Annotated in this window: 16 protein-coding genes; 10 read left to right on the top strand and 6 right to left on the bottom strand. The window is 42.8% G+C overall.

All coding sequences use genetic code 11. The features are described 5' to 3' along the window. Positions 1-255: 255 nt before the first annotated feature. The gene (locus ACFGVR_RS02475; protein ID WP_448700908.1) at positions 256-3,588 is read left to right on the top strand and encodes a vitamin B12-dependent ribonucleotide reductase; all 3,333 of its coding nucleotides are present in this window, start codon (positions 256-258) and stop codon (positions 3,586-3,588) included. 191 nt (positions 3,589-3,779) lie between these two features. Here ACFGVR_RS02475 and ACFGVR_RS02470 read toward each other — a convergent pair whose 3' ends face one another. Beyond that, entirely contained in the window at positions 3,780-4,643 is an 864-nt protein-coding gene (locus ACFGVR_RS02470; RefSeq protein WP_448700907.1) for a hypothetical protein, read from the bottom strand. A gap of 128 nt (positions 4,644-4,771) precedes the next feature. On the opposite strand from ACFGVR_RS02470, the gene ACFGVR_RS02465 reads away from it, so the two are divergent. Continuing rightward, positions 4,772-5,416 (top strand): GDSL-type esterase/lipase family protein, encoded by a 645-nt coding sequence (locus ACFGVR_RS02465; protein WP_448700906.1) that lies wholly within the window; start codon positions 4,772-4,774, stop codon positions 5,414-5,416. Between the two features lie 5 nt (positions 5,417-5,421). Here the strand turns inward: ACFGVR_RS02465 and ACFGVR_RS02460 are convergent, their stop codons facing one another. Next, on the bottom strand, positions 5,422-5,805 hold the full coding sequence (locus ACFGVR_RS02460) for a hypothetical protein (protein ID WP_448700905.1): 384 nt from the start codon (positions 5,803-5,805) through the stop codon (positions 5,422-5,424). Positions 5,806-6,139: 334 nt separating this feature from the next. On the opposite strand from ACFGVR_RS02460, the gene ACFGVR_RS02455 reads away from it, so the two are divergent. Then, on the top strand, positions 6,140-6,496 hold the full coding sequence (locus ACFGVR_RS02455; protein WP_448700904.1) for an RNA recognition motif domain-containing protein: 357 nt from the start codon (positions 6,140-6,142) through the stop codon (positions 6,494-6,496). A gap of 207 nt (positions 6,497-6,703) precedes the next feature. Here ACFGVR_RS02455 and ACFGVR_RS02450 read toward each other — a convergent pair whose 3' ends face one another. Further along, positions 6,704-6,961, bottom strand: a complete 258-nt coding sequence (locus ACFGVR_RS02450) for a hypothetical protein (RefSeq protein ID WP_448700903.1) — start codon at positions 6,959-6,961, stop codon at positions 6,704-6,706. Between the two features lie 224 nt (positions 6,962-7,185). Between ACFGVR_RS02450 and ACFGVR_RS02445 the strand changes: the two genes are divergently transcribed. The 3 genes from ACFGVR_RS02445 to ACFGVR_RS02435 all read left to right on the top strand — a co-directional run bounded on the left by ACFGVR_RS02445 (position 7,186) and on the right by ACFGVR_RS02435 (position 9,444). Beyond that, positions 7,186-7,632, top strand: a complete 447-nt coding sequence (locus tag ACFGVR_RS02445; protein WP_448700902.1) for a KTSC domain-containing protein — start codon at positions 7,186-7,188, stop codon at positions 7,630-7,632. A gap of 394 nt (positions 7,633-8,026) precedes the next feature. Next, on the top strand, positions 8,027-8,803 hold the full coding sequence (locus ACFGVR_RS02440; protein WP_448700901.1) for an SDR family oxidoreductase: 777 nt from the start codon (positions 8,027-8,029) through the stop codon (positions 8,801-8,803). Between the two features lie 149 nt (positions 8,804-8,952). Continuing rightward, positions 8,953-9,444, top strand: coding sequence for a hypothetical protein (locus ACFGVR_RS02435; RefSeq protein ID WP_448700900.1), 492 nt, complete (start codon positions 8,953-8,955; stop codon positions 9,442-9,444). Positions 9,445-9,447: 3 nt separating this feature from the next. On the opposite strand, the gene ACFGVR_RS02430 is transcribed toward ACFGVR_RS02435, so the two are convergent. Together ACFGVR_RS02430 and ACFGVR_RS02425 are read right to left on the bottom strand one after the other, a co-directional pair. Next, on the bottom strand, positions 9,448-9,636 hold the full coding sequence (locus ACFGVR_RS02430; protein ID WP_448700899.1) for a hypothetical protein: 189 nt from the start codon (positions 9,634-9,636) through the stop codon (positions 9,448-9,450). Between the two features lie 215 nt (positions 9,637-9,851). Further along, complete coding sequence (locus ACFGVR_RS02425) at positions 9,852-10,304, bottom strand: SLATT domain-containing protein (RefSeq protein ID WP_448700898.1); 453 nt, start codon at positions 10,302-10,304, stop codon at positions 9,852-9,854. Positions 10,305-10,427: 123 nt separating this feature from the next. On the opposite strand from ACFGVR_RS02425, the gene ileS reads away from it, so the two are divergent. From ileS to ACFGVR_RS02405, 4 genes are all read left to right on the top strand, one after another. Further along, a complete protein-coding gene (gene ileS / locus ACFGVR_RS02420; RefSeq protein ID WP_448703026.1) occupies positions 10,428-13,817 on the top strand; it encodes an isoleucine--tRNA ligase in 3,390 nt (1,129 codons plus the stop codon). After that, a complete protein-coding gene (locus ACFGVR_RS02415) occupies positions 13,818-14,201 on the top strand; it encodes a TraR/DksA family transcriptional regulator (RefSeq protein ID WP_448700897.1) in 384 nt (127 codons plus the stop codon). Positions 14,202-14,206: 5 nt separating this feature from the next. Next, positions 14,207-14,821, top strand: a complete 615-nt coding sequence (locus ACFGVR_RS02410) for a lipoprotein signal peptidase (protein WP_448700896.1) — start codon at positions 14,207-14,209, stop codon at positions 14,819-14,821. 235 nt (positions 14,822-15,056) lie between these two features. Continuing rightward, a complete protein-coding gene (locus tag ACFGVR_RS02405) occupies positions 15,057-15,746 on the top strand; it encodes an SIMPL domain-containing protein (RefSeq protein ID WP_448700895.1) in 690 nt (229 codons plus the stop codon). A 126-nt stretch (positions 15,747-15,872) separates the two neighbouring features. Here the strand turns inward: ACFGVR_RS02405 and ACFGVR_RS02400 are convergent, their stop codons facing one another. Beyond that, complete coding sequence (locus tag ACFGVR_RS02400; protein WP_448700894.1) at positions 15,873-16,466, bottom strand: suppressor of fused domain protein; 594 nt, start codon at positions 16,464-16,466, stop codon at positions 15,873-15,875. Between the last annotated feature and the right edge of the window lie 75 nt (positions 16,467-16,541).

Genomic DNA, 16,541 nt, shown 5'->3' with positions numbered 1-16,541 from the left:
CGGATAGCCCGGCCGTAGGCAACGCGCTCCCCAAAAAAGTTCCTACTGTCTCTTTCAATATAATATCTTTCAATTATCAACACATTAAGTTATTATAAACTAAATGTTTAACTGTAATTACTTCGCTCAAAGGGCGTAGTTAACAGCATGTGGAAAACTATGGATTGAATTGAAAGGCCCGCGCTAATAAATTTGAGTAAAAACCCCCTGGTATTTTTTACTTCCCCTTTCACACAAATTAAATACTGAGCTGATATGAGCAAAAATCCGACGAAGAAGGCTGCCGTTAAAACCGGCAAGGGACTAAAGATCGAAAGGTACTTTAGCCAAGAAGGTGTTAATGTGTACGACCAGTTTGTGTACGAAAAACGATCATCGGTTATCCGTAACCCATCGGGCGACGCGGTGTTTGAAATGAACGATGTGGAAGTGCCGGCAAGCTGGTCGCAGGTGGCTACCGATATCCTGGCGCAAAAGTATTTCCGTAAAGCGGGCGTGCCTTTGGCCGACGGATCAACGGGGTCAGAAAACAGTATTAAACAGGTTGCCCACCGCATGGCCAACTGCTGGAAAGACTGGGGACGCGAATACGGCTACTTTGCATCGGGTAAAGATGCCTCCATATTTTATGATGAATTAGTTTACACCCTGGTTGGGCAACTGGCGGCACCAAACTCGCCGCAATGGTTCAATACAGGTTTACATAACAGCTACGGTATTACCGGTAAGCCACAAGGGCATTATTTTGTAAACCCCTTAACGGAGAAGTTAGAAAAATCAACCTCGGCTTATGAGCGCCCGCAGCCGCATGCCTGTTTCATCCTTTCGGTAGATGACGACCTGGTGAACGAAGGCGGTATTATGGACCTTTGGGTGCGCGAGGCCCGGATCTTCAAATACGGATCGGGCGTGGGTACCAACTTTAGCAAAATTCGCGGCGAAAGTGAAAAGCTAAGCGGTGGTGGTTATTCTTCGGGCCTGATGTCCTTCCTCAAAATTGGCGACCGTGCAGCGGGAGCTATCAAATCGGGTGGAACAACGCGCCGTGCAGCTAAAATGGTTTGCCTCGACCTTGACCACCCCGAAATTGAAGGGTTTGTAAACTGGAAGGTGGAAGAAGAAAAAAAGGTAGCCGCCCTAATAGCCGCCGGTTATTCTTCGGATTATGAAGGCGAAGCATACCGTACGGTATCCGGCCAAAACTCTAACAATTCGGTACGCATACCTAACAGCTTTTTTAGCGCGTTAAAAACCGGTCGCGAGTGGAATTTGACCAGCCGGATGAATGGCCGTACCATCAAATCTATCCCATCAGAAAAACTGTGGAACGATATCACTTTTGCTGCCTGGGCCTGTGCTGATCCGGGAGTACAATATGACACCACTATTAACGAATGGCATACCTGCCCCGAAGGCGGCCGCATCAATGCATCGAACCCGTGTTCGGAGTATATGTTTTTGGATAATACCGCCTGTAACCTGGCATCCATCAATCTGGCGCATTTTTTTGATAAAGAAACCCGTGCCTTTGATGTAAAAGGCTTTGAACACACCTGCCGCGTTTGGACCATCGTATTGGAGATATCGGTACTGATGGCACAATTCCCGTCAAAAGATGTAGCGCAATTATCATACGATTACCGCACCCTGGGCTTAGGCTATGCCAACTTAGGCTCGGCGCTGATGGTGAACGGCATCCCTTATGACAGCGATAAAGCCCGCGCCATTGGCGGTGCCATCACTGCGATCATGACCGGCACTGCTTATGCCACCTCGGCCGAGATGGCCCGCGAGTTAGGGCCGTTCCGTATGTATGGCCTAAACAAGCACCACATGCTGCGTGTAATGCGTAACCACCGCTACGCGGCTTACAATTCGGTTGAAAACTTTGAGGGACTGGAAATTCACCCTCCGGGTATCGACCAAAAAGAATGCCCTGATTACTTACTCTCTGCCGCTTGCAACGCCTGGGATAAGGCTGTTGAAATGGGCGAAAAATACGGCTACCGCAATGCGCAAACCACCGTTATTGCCCCAACCGGGACTATTGGTTTGGTGATGGATTGCGATACCACAGGTATTGAACCCGACTTTGCATTAGTGAAATTCAAAAAACTAAGCGGCGGTGGCTATTTCAAAATTATCAACCAGGCTGTACCCGAAGCGCTGCAAAACTTAGGTTACCAGGAGCACGAGGTTAAAGCCATTATTGATTATGCCAAAGGTACCGCTACTTTAGATGGCGCCCCGCATATCAACCTCAAATCGCTTAAGGCAAAAGGGCTAACCGACCTTGAACTGGAGAAACTGGATAAAGCTGTTATCTCTGCTTTCGAGATCGGCTTTGCATTTAACATCTGGACCCTGGGCGAAGATTGCCTGAAACGTATCGGCTTAAAGCCCGAACAATACAATGCGCCCGATTTTAACCTGCTGCGTGCCCTGGGTTATACCCGCCAGGAAATTGCAGAAGCCAACGAATACATCTGTGGTACCATGACCATTGAGGGCGCGCCTTATCTGAAAGAAGAGCATTACCCGATATTTGATTGCGCCAATAAATGCGGTGCTAAAGGTGAGCGTTATATCCACGCGCATGGCCACATCAAAATGATGGCCGCCGCACAGCCCTTCCTTTCGGGAGCGATATCTAAAACCATTAACCTGCCAAACGAGGCCACGGTTGAAGAGATCAAAGATTGTTACGAGCTGTCGTGGGCATTAGGCTTAAAGGCTAATGCGCTTTACCGCGATGGCTGTAAACTGTCGCAACCGCTGTCAACCAAATCCGACAAAAAAGAAGATGTTGCTGATGAGACTCTCGAAACCGTTGACGAGGTTTTAGGCGAGGCCGCCAATGTAAAACTAAGCGACCTGACGCCCGACCAGGTGCTCGAAGCAGCAAAGGCCATCATCGAGCAATCGAAAGACACCCGTTTTATGCGCCAGCTTAGCCGTGTGGTGCAAAAGAAGAGCTTGCCGTACAAACGTCGTGGTTTTACCCAAAAGGCCAGCATCGATGGGCAAACCATCTTTGTGCGTACAGGTGAATATGAGGACGGAACGCTGGGTGAGATCTTCGTAGATATCCATAAAGAGGGCGCTACCTTCCGCTCGCTGATGAACTGCTTTGCCATTGCCGTTTCGGTAGGTTTACAATACGGCGTTCCGCTGGAAGAATACGTGGATAAATTTACCTTTACCCGTTTTGAGCCTGCAGGTATGGTGATAGGGCATCCTAATATTAAAAGCTCAACATCGATCATCGATTACATTTTCAGGATGCTGGGCTACGAATATCAAAATCGTACCGACCTGGTGCACATCATCACCGAGCAAAACGGTTTTGCCGGCAACCCGCAAATGGGCGATGAAGATATGAACCCCGATGTAAGTAACGTTTACGAGCCTGTTGCGGTAAAACAAGTAGTTGATAGTGGCAGCAGCAGCCAAAAAAAGTTTTCGGTTGATTTAAGCATGGGTGTACAAAGCGATGCCCCGGCTTGTAATACCTGCGGCCATACTACGCTGCGATCGGGTACCTGCTACAAGTGTTTAAATTGCGGTAACAGTATGGGATGCTCTTAAAATGAGGTAAAAGGCAAAAGTCGGAAAGGCGAAAATCGGTTTCAAGATCGATTTTATCTTTCGCCTTTAACCTTTATGCCTTTAACCTTTTTTCTTTTATAACCTGTTAATCTATGTGGACCCTTTCGCCTTCGGGTGGGAGGGTTTTTTGGTTGGATATGAATTGAAAATTGGGAGAGAATAATGGGTAATTATTGAATATCAATATTTTCATTCAATAGATTTTCTACTAAACCGATTGAATTAAGTTTTTGCATAAATTTATATGCTTTCTTTTGATGTGTAACTAAATTCTCATATTCAATATAACCAGAATATATAATAAAGGATCGATTCTCTAAGATAGCTTTGTAATTGTCTTCATCCAAATTTCTTCCATCATCTGTCGACTCAATTTGTGGGATTTTATGACCTAAGTTAGTGTAAGTATTAATGTTAAATATTTTTTTTGAAACATTATCAAAGGATTTTAATCTATACGTCGTGTCATCTATTGAGATAGCATATTGTGATTTTAAAATTTTTGTTGCGACATTATTTATATTCTCTAAAGTTGATCTTATTTTAATTGGTTTACCTACTTCAAAAGCACTGATGAGAGAATTTTCAATTTGAAGAATCGCTTTATCAGCACTCTGGTTTGATGACTTTGCTCTTGCGAGCAATTTGGATTGCGAATTATAGAGTTTCGTTAATGAATCAACTAGTTTCTTAGTGATAGGATCATAGGTTAAATTCTTCTCTTTTATAGCCATTAGTATATCAGCCTTATCATTCTGAGCTTTTTTAATGTCTTTATCACGCAAATTATTTGCTAATAGCTTATCATTATCCGTTATAGTATCTTTTTCGTTAAGCGCCCAAATGCTAATTATAAATAAAAGGATAATTGCATAAACTTGCCATCTAATTCTTTCTTTAAAAGGATGCCGCCAGTCAACCAGTTTCTTTTTAGCAAAAGATTGGAGTAGAAAAATGCCAAGCGGACAAACGCCAATAAGTATATTCAAAAAAGTATTGGATTCAGCTATTGATTTAAGGGTTGTTAGAAACATGCAAGAATAAATATACAACATTTGTATAGTAATTGATTTATTGAATATTCTTTTGAGAAAGCTACCGATACAGTGTTACTATGACACCCCATTTTGATTTGTTACTTTTGATCAACCAACTATTCGTCATGAAACAAACCATAACCCGCCATTTATTCCTATCCCTCTGCCTCAGCTTATTCATCACTATTACCCTCGCGCAAAGCAAAATTAAAGTAGCCTGTGTGGGCAACAGCATCACCTTTGGCTACGGTTTAAAACCCGGCGAGGCCTACCCAACTATTTTGCAACAGTTGCTTGGCGATCAATACGAGGTAAGTAATTACGGCATCAGCGCGCGAACACTGCTTCGCAAAGGCGATCATCCCTATTGGAATGAAGCCAAATACAAAGAAGTATTGGCCCTTAATCCCGATATCGTGATCATTAAATTAGGTACCAACGATACCAAGCCGCAAAACTGGGCACACAAGGAAGACTTTGTGCAGGATTATGAGGACTTTATCGAATCATTTAAAACCCTACCATCGCATCCTAAGATCTACGTTTGTACGCCGTTCCCGATATTTCCGAACAAATTTAACATCCGCGACAGTATCCTGACCAATGAAATGCTGCCCGACCTGAAGACCATCATCAGTAAAGAGAAAGTGAAAACCATCGACCTGTATCACACTTTTGCGGGACAGGCTAACCTGGTGTTTGATGGAGTGCATCCCAATAAAGAAGGCTCGGCATTATTGGCCAAAAAAATATACGAGGCTATAAAATAGACAGATCAGGCAACAGCGTTTGGCTTTACCAGCTTTGAGGCTATAACCGCAAACAAACCCTGTATCAACCCGCAAGCGGCGCCAATAACCGGGCCCATAATGAGCATTAGCAAACGTGGATGCCAATGTCCAACCATATCGGCATGGTTACTGGCATAGGTGGTAAAAAATATAAAATGTGCAATGGTTATCCATAAGCTGTTAAACATGCTTACCCAAAAGCCCTGCATAAAATATTTTTGCTTACAAACCTTGGCAATAATGTAAGCACAGCCCAAAAAGATCACCAGCCAGAATACCGGTTCAATTTTATAGGGAATTAATGAGATGGTTCCGAAAGCCATAATAAGGCCGAACATTGACAGTTGAAAGCTCAATTTCCAGTTCATTGTAATATGGTTTAGCAGTTTGGTTTAAAATTAAGGCTATACTAATGTACCAACAATTGATAATTTTTACAAAAAACAAGGTGTTAAACAAAGTGTTTAGTTACCAGTTAATTAGGTTCTGCAAAATATTTTAAGGCAACTAAAACAATTTATTGGGCGTAAAAGTTATTAGCATTACACGGCAAGATGGATTGGATATGCCAAAATTGTACGAAATTTTTACAAAACAGCCTTTTATTTTTCATAATAATTGTCATTTAGTGTGTCAATATTGTGCAACTCAGTTTATTTAATATACTTTTGCCAAAACATTAAAAATTAATTAATAGCAAGCATGAACATTTTTGTAGGTAGTCTTCCTTTTAAAGTTGAAGAAAGTGAATTAAAGGAAGTATTTGAAGAATTTGGTGAAGTTACTTCGGTAAAAATTATTACCGACAGGGAAACTGGCCGCAGTAAAGGTTTTGGTTTTATTGAGATGCCTGACGAAGAGTCGGCAAGAAAAGCTATTGCAGAAGCAAATGGCGCTGAACTTTACGGAAGAACAATTGTAGTAAACGAAGCAGAAGAGAAGAAAGAACGCAGTGGCGGCGGCGGTTTCCGCGGCGGCAATCGTCCTTCGGGCGGTGGCGGTTACAATCGTGGTGGTAACAGCGGTGGCGGTTACGGCGGCGGTGGCTACAAAAGATAGTTGTTCCCCCTTTATTTAGCCTGTAAGTTTAACAAAGGGAACAGTTTTAATGCTTGCCTTTTTTTAAATCTTCACATACCCCCGGCAGTTGTCCGGTAAAACACATACTTACCCTGCAGCTTTAGGCTGTAGGGTAATTCTTTAAGCTCTGTACAGGGCTTTTCCCAATCCCCAGGGACTTTTGTATGTTATGCTATTTTAGCGTCCTTAAATTTTATTGGCCTTGTTTAACGGTTTAAAGCTTAGTGCGGCATCTTTAAGCTCTGTTATGCTGATCAGTTCGGGCTGGTTAAATTGTTGCGCGATAAGCGTTTTAGGGAAAGTGATATGCCCCAATGTGGTTTTTACAATAACGGCATCGGTATAAATAGCATGGTCCTTATAGTCGCCAATGTGCGGATCGATCTGCTCCAGGCGTATTAATAATTCAACAATTGCGTAGGTAGGGATGGTATTTTTCGTCACGTTGCAAAAGTATAGTAATAATTTTGTAACGGTTAATTAACATTTTGTTAACCTTGAAAGCACGAGTTAACATTAAGTTTTTGTCAATTAGTTATTACGTTACTGGGTTATTACGTTATTTGGCCGGTTTAGTTGGGGTTTAAATAACTTAATAACCAATAACACAATAACCATTAATCCAGATGGTTAGCTATTTACGGGTAAAAACCCTACCTTTGCGGCAAATGAAGAAAATAGTAGATTATCGCAAACTTTTAGGTACAACCGAAGTAAGCACTTTAAACGAATTACGCTCGGTTTATAAAAGTTTGATGAAAACCTGGCATCCCGACAGGTTTACCGATAACGAGGAAGCGAAACTGGAGGCTGAGGAAAAAAGCAAAACCATTATTGAGGCTTACCATTTTTTGGTAAGTATAGCTCCCGAAACCCGTGAGCAAACTTTAACAGATTATACTGCAACTACCACCACATCAAACATATTGGATTTTGATTACCAGAAGCAGGTACTCACCATTAAGTTTTTTGACGGCGCCGAGTACGAGTATTTTGATGTGCCACGTAACGTATACATCAAACTGGTTAATGCCGATTCGCCGGGCCGCTTTGCCCGCAGGCATATTTTTACCGAGTATGTTTACCGCAGTACCAGTAAGCTGGTGGCAAATTAGAGTCAAGAAGCAAGAGTCAGGAATCAAGACAAAAAACTACTTCTTGTAGAGAAGGCTATCTGCGAAATCGAGGAAATAGAGTGGCAGTCCTATCTTGCCTCCTGATTCTTACCTCTTGGTTCTCTTTATTAGGGCGTTGCCTGCGGCCGCGCTTTCTGCTCATACTACACAGGCCTTAGCCACGGGGCCGGTATCCGCGCCAATCGCTAACGCAAACCCAACGTTTATTTAAATTGTCATCTCGAACGATAGTGAGAACTATCTCTTGAGCGGGATAGAGTTTGGCCGGAGCGAGCGAAAAAATCTTCTGCTCCATGCTTGTCTACGGTAGAACATCTCGCGGTGGTTCTTTCTGCGCAATAACAATTGAAAGGATAATTCTTTACCTTGCACCATGGATTTAAAAATTCAAAACAAGGTAGCCCTGGTGCTGGCTGCAAGTAAAGGTTTAGGCAAGGCCGTCGCCACGATGCTGGCAGCCGAAGGCGCTGATGTAGTGATAGGTTCGCGTAACCAGCAGGAGCTTGAGGCTACAGCCGAAGAGATCCGCCAAACGGCGAAAGGTAAAGTTATTGCCATTGCTGTGGACGTTAACCACCCTGAACAACTCGAAAATATCATCGCTCAAACCGTTAAAACCTTTGGCCGGTTAGATATTTTAGTGAACAACGCCGGCGGCCCGCCTTTCAATAAATTCGAAACCTTTAGCGATGAGCAGTGGCAGGCAGCATTCGATCAAAACCTGATGAGCTTTGTACGTGCCAGCCGGTTGGTAGTGCCACATATGCGCCAGGCAGGCGGCGGGCGCATCGTCAATATCATCAGCGCTTCGGTGAAGTATGTGATGGCCAACTCGGTACTTTCAACCAGTATGCGTATGGGTGTTGTAGGCATGGCCAAGTTATTAGCCGATGAACTTGGCCCCGATAACATTACCGTAAACAACGTAGCTCCCGGCCTGATCTTGACCGGACGCATCAAAGAAACCATGCCCAAGGGCAATAATTTTGAAGCAGCGTTAAAAGAAAAAAGCCAAACGATCCCGTTGCGTCGCATTGGCAAACCTGAAGAGCTGGCCGCGCTGGTAGCCTTTTTAGCTTCCGAACCTGCAGCTTATATTACCGGGACTACAATACAGATTGATGGGGGAGCGAACAGGGGGATTTTTTGATTTCGGATTTCGGATTTTTGATTTCGGATTTTACTTTCCCATTTTGGTCGTGTTAGGTTGCCTATGGCCTTGATACGGTTGGAATACGAATTTTAGTGACGTGCGTTTGTTTGTTTTGAAGAAAAACATCAAATTGGTATATTGGCGATATGAAACAATTTTTGCCAACAATTTTGAAGTTTGCCGCATTTTTTTTTGTGGTGCTGCTTATACAATTGTGGCTGTTTGACTATTCTGGTTGGAAAATTCCTGAAACTGTTCCTAATACCAACCTTCGAACCAGCGGACTATTAATAGTTGGGGCGCTCATGGTGATCTTACTAAATGCAGGGAAGGAATTTTTAAAAATATCGCCTTCATCAAGTGTTGCTAAACTAACTTTGGCAGGAGCGCTGATCGCCTTTTTTTCAGAATTTGCTTTTCAGATTGTTAGGGCATTTACATATGACTCTGATCGGTTTTATCATTTTTTAATTGGGACACTCAGCACCACTGCTTGTTATACAATAATTGCTTTTTTCGAGAGCTTTCAATTAAAAACCAAAAAGACAGGAATGTTAATTTTTTATATCCTTGTTTTGATCACCATCGGGAATATTATGCTTTACTTTTTTCCAGATATGTTCAAACCTTTCGTATAAACTTTAACCCTTCTTCCCCGGTTTAATAATCACCACGATCAGCCACAATACCGAAAACATCTGTACCAGCATACCCGCGCCAAAAGTAATATCCGCACCGGGCCAGTGGTTAACCCGGCTCACTATGCCTAAACCAATCAATAAAAAACTGGCTAAAAACAGGATAACGGGGTTGCGGTATTTGGGATTCATGGGGCAAAGATAGTTTTTTTGATTTCGAATTTCGGATGTTCGATTTCGGATTTATCTTTAGACTCCACCGATTGTTTTTTTGATTTCACCGAAATGTTTGCGTTAGCGGTAGCAGCGGATACCGGCCCTTCGGTGGGCTTAGGACAGGCCGTGGCTAATGCCTTGTGCAGTATAAGCGGATGACGCGACCCGGCAGGGGGACGCCCATTGGCTGCTTATTTATCTGTGCGTAGTTTAGTCCAGCTATCATTTACATGATCTAAGATCTTTTGATAGTCGACCCTTAATTGTTCAACCTCCTCCTCAGTTATTTCTTTTTCCTGTAACAGCCTCATCTCGTTTTTTAGTTCCAGCTCTCTTAATGCATTCACCGTGTTATTAAAAGATACCCATAATTGTTTGTGGTTGTAAAAGGCATCCATCCAGCTTATTACTGTAATAATTGCGCTAATTGCCAATGCAATATTTTTGATTACATATTTATTTTCGGGGGTATTCCATCCACTTAAATTTAAACCTAAAATAACAGTAGATATGGAGGATAATAGGGTGACGGCAAACTTTAAAATAAACGTTTTTGTTTTATTATTTCCTCTTCGGATAGAAAATGAATCGATAGAGCTTCGTATCTTATTTTGCAAATGTTCGAATTGCTCTTTCGTACCCATTCAATTTAATTTTAATAATATGTAAAACGGCAGATTTGTATTGATGCAATATAATAAAACAATTAAGTTTTCGCATAAAATTCCTTAAATTTGCACCTCTTAAAAATTGAGGTAAACGTATTGATGTACAAGGAATATAAGCAACTTGATCTGTCGAAAATAGGAAAAGATGTTTTGGCGTTCTGGAAAGAGCACAGCATCTTCGAAAAAAGTATCAGCAGCCGTCCGGAAAGCAAGCCCTACACCTTTTATGAAGGGCCGCCGAGCGCTAACGGTATGCCGGGTATTCACCATGTGATGGCGCGTTCTATTAAAGATATTTTTTGCCGTTACAAAACCCTGAAAGGCTACCAGGTTAAACGTAAAGGCGGTTGGGATACCCACGGCCTGCCTATTGAGCTGGCAGTTGAAAAATCTTTAGGCATCACCAAGGACGATATCGGCAAAAAGATATCTATCGAGGATTATAACGACGCCTGCCGTAAGGAGGTAATGCGTTATACCGACATCTGGAATGACCTGACCGAAAAGATGGGTTATTGGGTAGACCTGAATGATCCGTACATCACTTACAAAAACGAATATATCGAGTCGCTTTGGTGGATACTGGGCGAATTGTATAAAAAAGGCTGGCTGTACAAGGGTTATACCGTGCAGCCGTACTCGCCAAAATCGGGCACGGGTTTAAGTTCGCACGAGCTTAACCAGCCGGGTACTTACAAAATGGTGAAAGATACCACCATTGTGGCGGAGTTTCATCTAAAAAATGATCAAAAACACCCACTTTTACCCACCCTGTTTAGCGAGCCTGACGAGGATACGGTAATTTTAGCCTGGACGACCACGCCATGGACGTTGCCATCAAACTGTGCGCTGGCCGTTGGCGAAAATATCGACTATGTTAAAATAGCTACTTTTAACCAGTATACTTTTAAGCCTGTAAGCGTGGTTTTGGCCAGTGCTTTGGTGAATAAATACTTTAAAGCCGAAGGCGAAAACGCCAGCTTTGAGGATTATAAAGACGGTGATAAAATTATCCCGTGGACGGTTAAAGCCCGCTTTAAAGGTACCGACCTGATTGGCCTGCGTTATCATCAATTGATGCCGTATGTTACCAATGCCGATCTGGAAGCAAACGCTTTCCGCGTGATACCTGCCGATTTTGTGACCACCGAAGATGGTACCGGTATAGTACACACCGCGTCGGTTTTTGGTGCGGATGACTTTAGGGCCTGTAAAGAGCAGGGCGTGCCAAGTGTAATGGTGCTGGATGAAACCGGCAAAGAAGTGCCTTTGGTAAACAAGCAAGGTAAGTTTGTTGACGAGGTGACCGATTTTGCAGGTTTTTATGTGAAAGAAGAATACTACAGCAAAGAAGAGCGCGAGGCGCCGGGCTTTAAGCCGACCGATGTGCTGATATCCATCAAATTAAAGACCGATAACAAAGCTTTCGACGTTAAGAAATACGAGCACAGCTATCCGCACAGCTGGCGTACCGATGAACCGATATTATACTATCCGCTGGATAGCTGGTTCATTAAAACAACCGCTGTAAAAGATAAACTGGTTGAACTGAACAAAACCATCAACTGGAAGCCGGAAAGCACCGGGACAGGCCGTTTTGGTAACTGGCTGGAAAATTTAGTGGATTGGAACCTGTCGCGCTCGCGTTATTGGGGTACACCGTTGCCGATATGGCGCAGCGAAAGCGGGGAGGAGATCTGCATCGGTTCGATAGCGCAACTGAATGAAGAGATCGCCAAGTCGGTTAAGGCTGGCTTTTTGCCCGAAGGTTTTAACCTGCCGGATATGCACAGGCCTTATGTGGACGATGTAATACTGGTATCGCCTACAGGCAAAAAAATGTTCCGCGAGCCCGACCTGATCGACGTTTGGTTTGACAGCGGTGCTATGCCTTATGCGCAATGGCATTTCCCGTTCGAAAATAAAGAAGGTTTTGAAAACGCCTATCCGGCCGATTTCATCGCCGAGGGCGTGGATCAAACCCGTGGCTGGTTCTTTACTCTGCACGCTATAGCGGTAATGCTAAGCGAAGCCAGCGACGAGGTTAAGGCTGTAAACACGCGCGTTGGCAATAAAGGCGTAGCCTTTAAAAACGTGGTAAGCAACGGTTTGGTACTCGATAAAAACGGCAACAAAATGAGCAAGCGTTTAGGTAACGCTGTCGACCCGTTTGAGACTATCGAACAATTTGGCGCCGATGCAGCCCGCTGGTACATGATCAGCAATGCATCACCGTGGGATAACCTGAAATTTAATATCGAAGGTGTTGACGAAGTTCGCCGCAAATTTTTTGGTACCCTGTACAATACCTATTCGTTTTTTGTGCTTTACGCCAATATCGACGGGTTTAAATACGGTGAAGCTGAGATAGCTATTGAAAACCGCCCGGAGATCGACCGCTGGATCATCTCGTTACTAAATACCCTAACTAAAGAGGTTGACGATTTCTACGCCGACTTTGAGCCTACCAAAGCTACCCGTGCCATCCAAAACTTTGTGGATGCACATTTAAGCAACTGGTATGTAAGGTTAAGCCGCCGCCGTTTCTGGCGTTCGGATAGTACTGAAGATAAGCTTTCGGCTTACCAAACGTTATATACTTGTTTAACTACTATTGCTAAATTAATGTCGCCGGTGGCGCCGTTTTTTGCAGAGCGCCTGTTTGGCGACCTGAACAGCGTAACCAAAAAAGAACAGGTTGAATCGGTTCACCTGGCCAACTTCCCGGTATACAACGAGGCTTTGGTTGATAAAGCGTTGGAAGAGCGGATGCAACTGGCCCAGGATATCTGCTCGCTTATTTTATCGCTGCGTAAAAAGGTTAGCATTAACGTAAGGCAGCCTTTGGGCAGGGTATTGCTGCCGGTGTTGGATAAAAACTTTAAACACCAGGTGGAGCTGGTTAAAGAACTGATCCTATCGGAAACCAACATCAAAAATGTTGAATATATAACCGATACAGCTGGGTTTATCAAAAAGAAGATAAAACCAAACTTTAAGGCTTTAGGGGCAAAGGTGGGTAAGGATATGAAGATGGTAGCCGAAGTGATCACTAATTTTTCGGCCGAAGATATCAGTGAGCTTGAAAGTAAAGGAGAGATCTCAATACTCCAATCTCAATACTCAATACTACTTTCGGATGTTGAGATCATTGCAGAAGACGTACCCGGCTGGCAGGTTGCAAATTTAGGCAAACTAACCGTGGCTTTAGATGTTAATATATCCGAAGCATTAAAACAGGAAGGTATATCGCGCGAGTTGATCAACCGCATACAGAATCTGCGTAAAGACAAAGGCTTTGAGGTAACAGATAAGATCAACGTTCGTATAAAGGAACACCCGTATATAGCCGAAGCCGTAAAAAATAATTTATCCTATATTTGCGCCGAAATTTTAGCAGATAGCTTAGTGCTTGATGCAGAGTTGAATGAAGGCGATATTGCCCTTATCTATGAAAATGAAATATTGATTTCTATAAGTAAAATGTAAATGAAAACAGAAAACGAAAAAACCCGCTATTCCGACTCAGAGTTACAAGAGTTTAAAGGATTGCTATTAGATAAATTACGTATGGCCAAAGAAGAGCTGAACAACCTGGCTTCGTCATTAAGTAACCCAAATAGCAATGGTACCGATGATACTGCCGGCACTTATAAAACCCTGGAAGATGGCTCGGCCACATTAGAGAAAGAGCAGATCAACCAGTTGGCTGCCCGTCAGAAAAAGTTTATTGAACAATTAGAAGCCGCACTGGTGCGTATTGAAAACAAAACCTATGGCATTTGCCGCGAAACCGGTAAACTGATCCAAAAAGAGCGTTTACGCGCCGTACCGCATACAACTTTAAGTATGGAAGCTAAATTGAAACAATAGGCAGAATGAAAGGATCGTACTTAAAACCTTTCTTGACTGCTGCTTTAATTATCATTGCCGATCAGGTAATCAAGATCTGGGTTTTAAAGCACATGATATTTGGTGCCCCAATTAAATTTTTGGGCGATAGGGGTATGTTGCAATATACCCTAAATAACGGTATGGCGTGGGGGCTTGAGCTCGGCGGCGATGCCGGGAAATTGGTGCTTACACTATTCCGTATTTTTGCCGTTATCGCGATAGGTTATGGACTGGTCTATCTGATCAAACACAAATACCACCGCGGGCTTATTATGAACGTGGCGTTGATATTTGCCGGTGCTATGGGCAATATCATTGATTCAACCTTCTACGGTATCTGGTTCCAAAACGGTAAACTATTTCACGGCCAGGTGGTTGATATGTTTTATTTCCCCCTCATACAGGGGCATTTTCCGCAATGGTTTCCTATCTGGGGTGGTACACCAAATGACGATTTTGTCTTCTTTCGCCCGATATTTAACCTCGCCGATTCGGCTATCTCGGTTGGCGTTATCCTGATACTGATCTATCAAAAACACTATTTTAAACACGAAAGCGTCGAAGAAACGAGCATTAATAGTGAAGTGGTGGAAGAATAGCCTCCCAGCCCCTAAAGGGGAATTGAAGATATAACAATGTAAAAAAAGGAGTTCAAGTAATTTGGACTCCTTTTTGTTTGATGTGGCTTGCCTTTTCCAGTTTTATAAAGTATTTGCATATAATTCCCTCTTTAAGGGGTGAGAGGGCAAACCTTATCGTATCAGTTTAGTTACAGTATAGCTTATGGATTGCTACATTTGGGTGCATCCTGATAGTACACAAACATAAAATACTATGAAACGATTAATTTTTGCAGCGCTTGTATTATTTACCGTAGCTGCCAACGCACAAACAGTCGACCTGAGAAGAAAAATTGAAGTTACCGGCACCGCCGAAGCCGAAGTAACGCCCGATATCATTTACTTTAACATCTCGTTAAAAGAGTATATGGATGGCCGCAACCGGGTAAGTATTGATGTTTTAGAAGGTCAGCTCGAAAAGGCATTAACCACGGCCGGTATCCCTAAGGAAGATTTTACCATCAACAACATCAGCGGGTACACAACTTATCAAAAAAAGAAAGACCCTAACTTTTTGGCAAGTAAACAATACCGCATTAAATTTCACGATCTGAATAAGATCAATCAGATCCTGGGCAGTGTGGATCCCAAAGGTATCGAGTCGACCTATATTGAGAGCTACGACTATAGTAAAATGATCCAGCTGAAAAAGGAGCTGAAACTAAAGGCCTTGATGGCGGCTAAAGAAAAGGCTACTTACTTGTTAGAGGGCATCGGCGAAAAAATAGGTGGGGCCATCGAGATCACCGAAGTAGAGGATAGCAACCCCCCACCGATGATGCGCAACTTTGCTTTTAAAGCTAATACTTTGGTTGCTGCCGATCAGGCTCCTACAGATAGCGATATCGATTTTAAAAAGATCAAGCTTAATTTTCAGATCAGGGCGGTGTTTGAGATAAAGTAACGATTGTATAAAATAGCGAAGAGCGTTAAGCCCTTCGCTATTTTTTTATCCATGAGAAAAAGGACTTTTTATCTTTTCTGGATAGATCGGTGATCAGTAATGGATTATCAATCTGGTGCTTTTCAATCAAGCTGCGACAAGTATATTTTTTTCTTTTAAGTCCTGATATTCGCGTGATGTGATGCCGTAGATTTGTAAAAATTTCATATGGCCGTGTGGGGTCTCTATCTCGCCCATCTCAGGGTCGGTAACAAAAACCATTGCGGTAATATCAGTTTGGGTATCCATTCTAAGCGGCCCGTTTGCAGACATAAAATGATAGTCGTCAAATACCTTTTTCGAGTCAAAAACGTATCTGGCGATATTTTGTAACAGGTTTGAGGGCCATACGGGTTTATCAGGATCTTCAGGAACAGGCAGATGTCTGAAGGTAAGTTCAAAACCAAAGCCATTTATTTCATCTTCGGCATATTCATCATCGTAATATAAATTGGTAAAGCCAAGCGACATATGATGAAAATGTCTTTTTTGTTTATCACTATCATAACATTCAGTGGCCCATAAAGGATCTTTGCCGCCTAATTCATAAGGTACAATCGTAGCCCAGTGGGTAGGTTCCTGATCGCCGTATATTTCTTTCTGCCTTTTGTTAATGGCTTCTAAACCCGGAAAATCTTCTTGGGTGAATTGTTGTTTATAGATTTCTTTTTTTGATAACATGGTTCCAGATTGACAATCAAATATAATTAACGAATACAGTAATTAATATTCAGTAAAGAAAACTATCTTTAATCC

Source organism: Mucilaginibacter aureus (assembly GCF_053514885.1).
The sequence above is the reverse complement of the archived record's forward strand: the minus strand, read 5'-3'. Positions and strand labels throughout refer to the sequence as shown.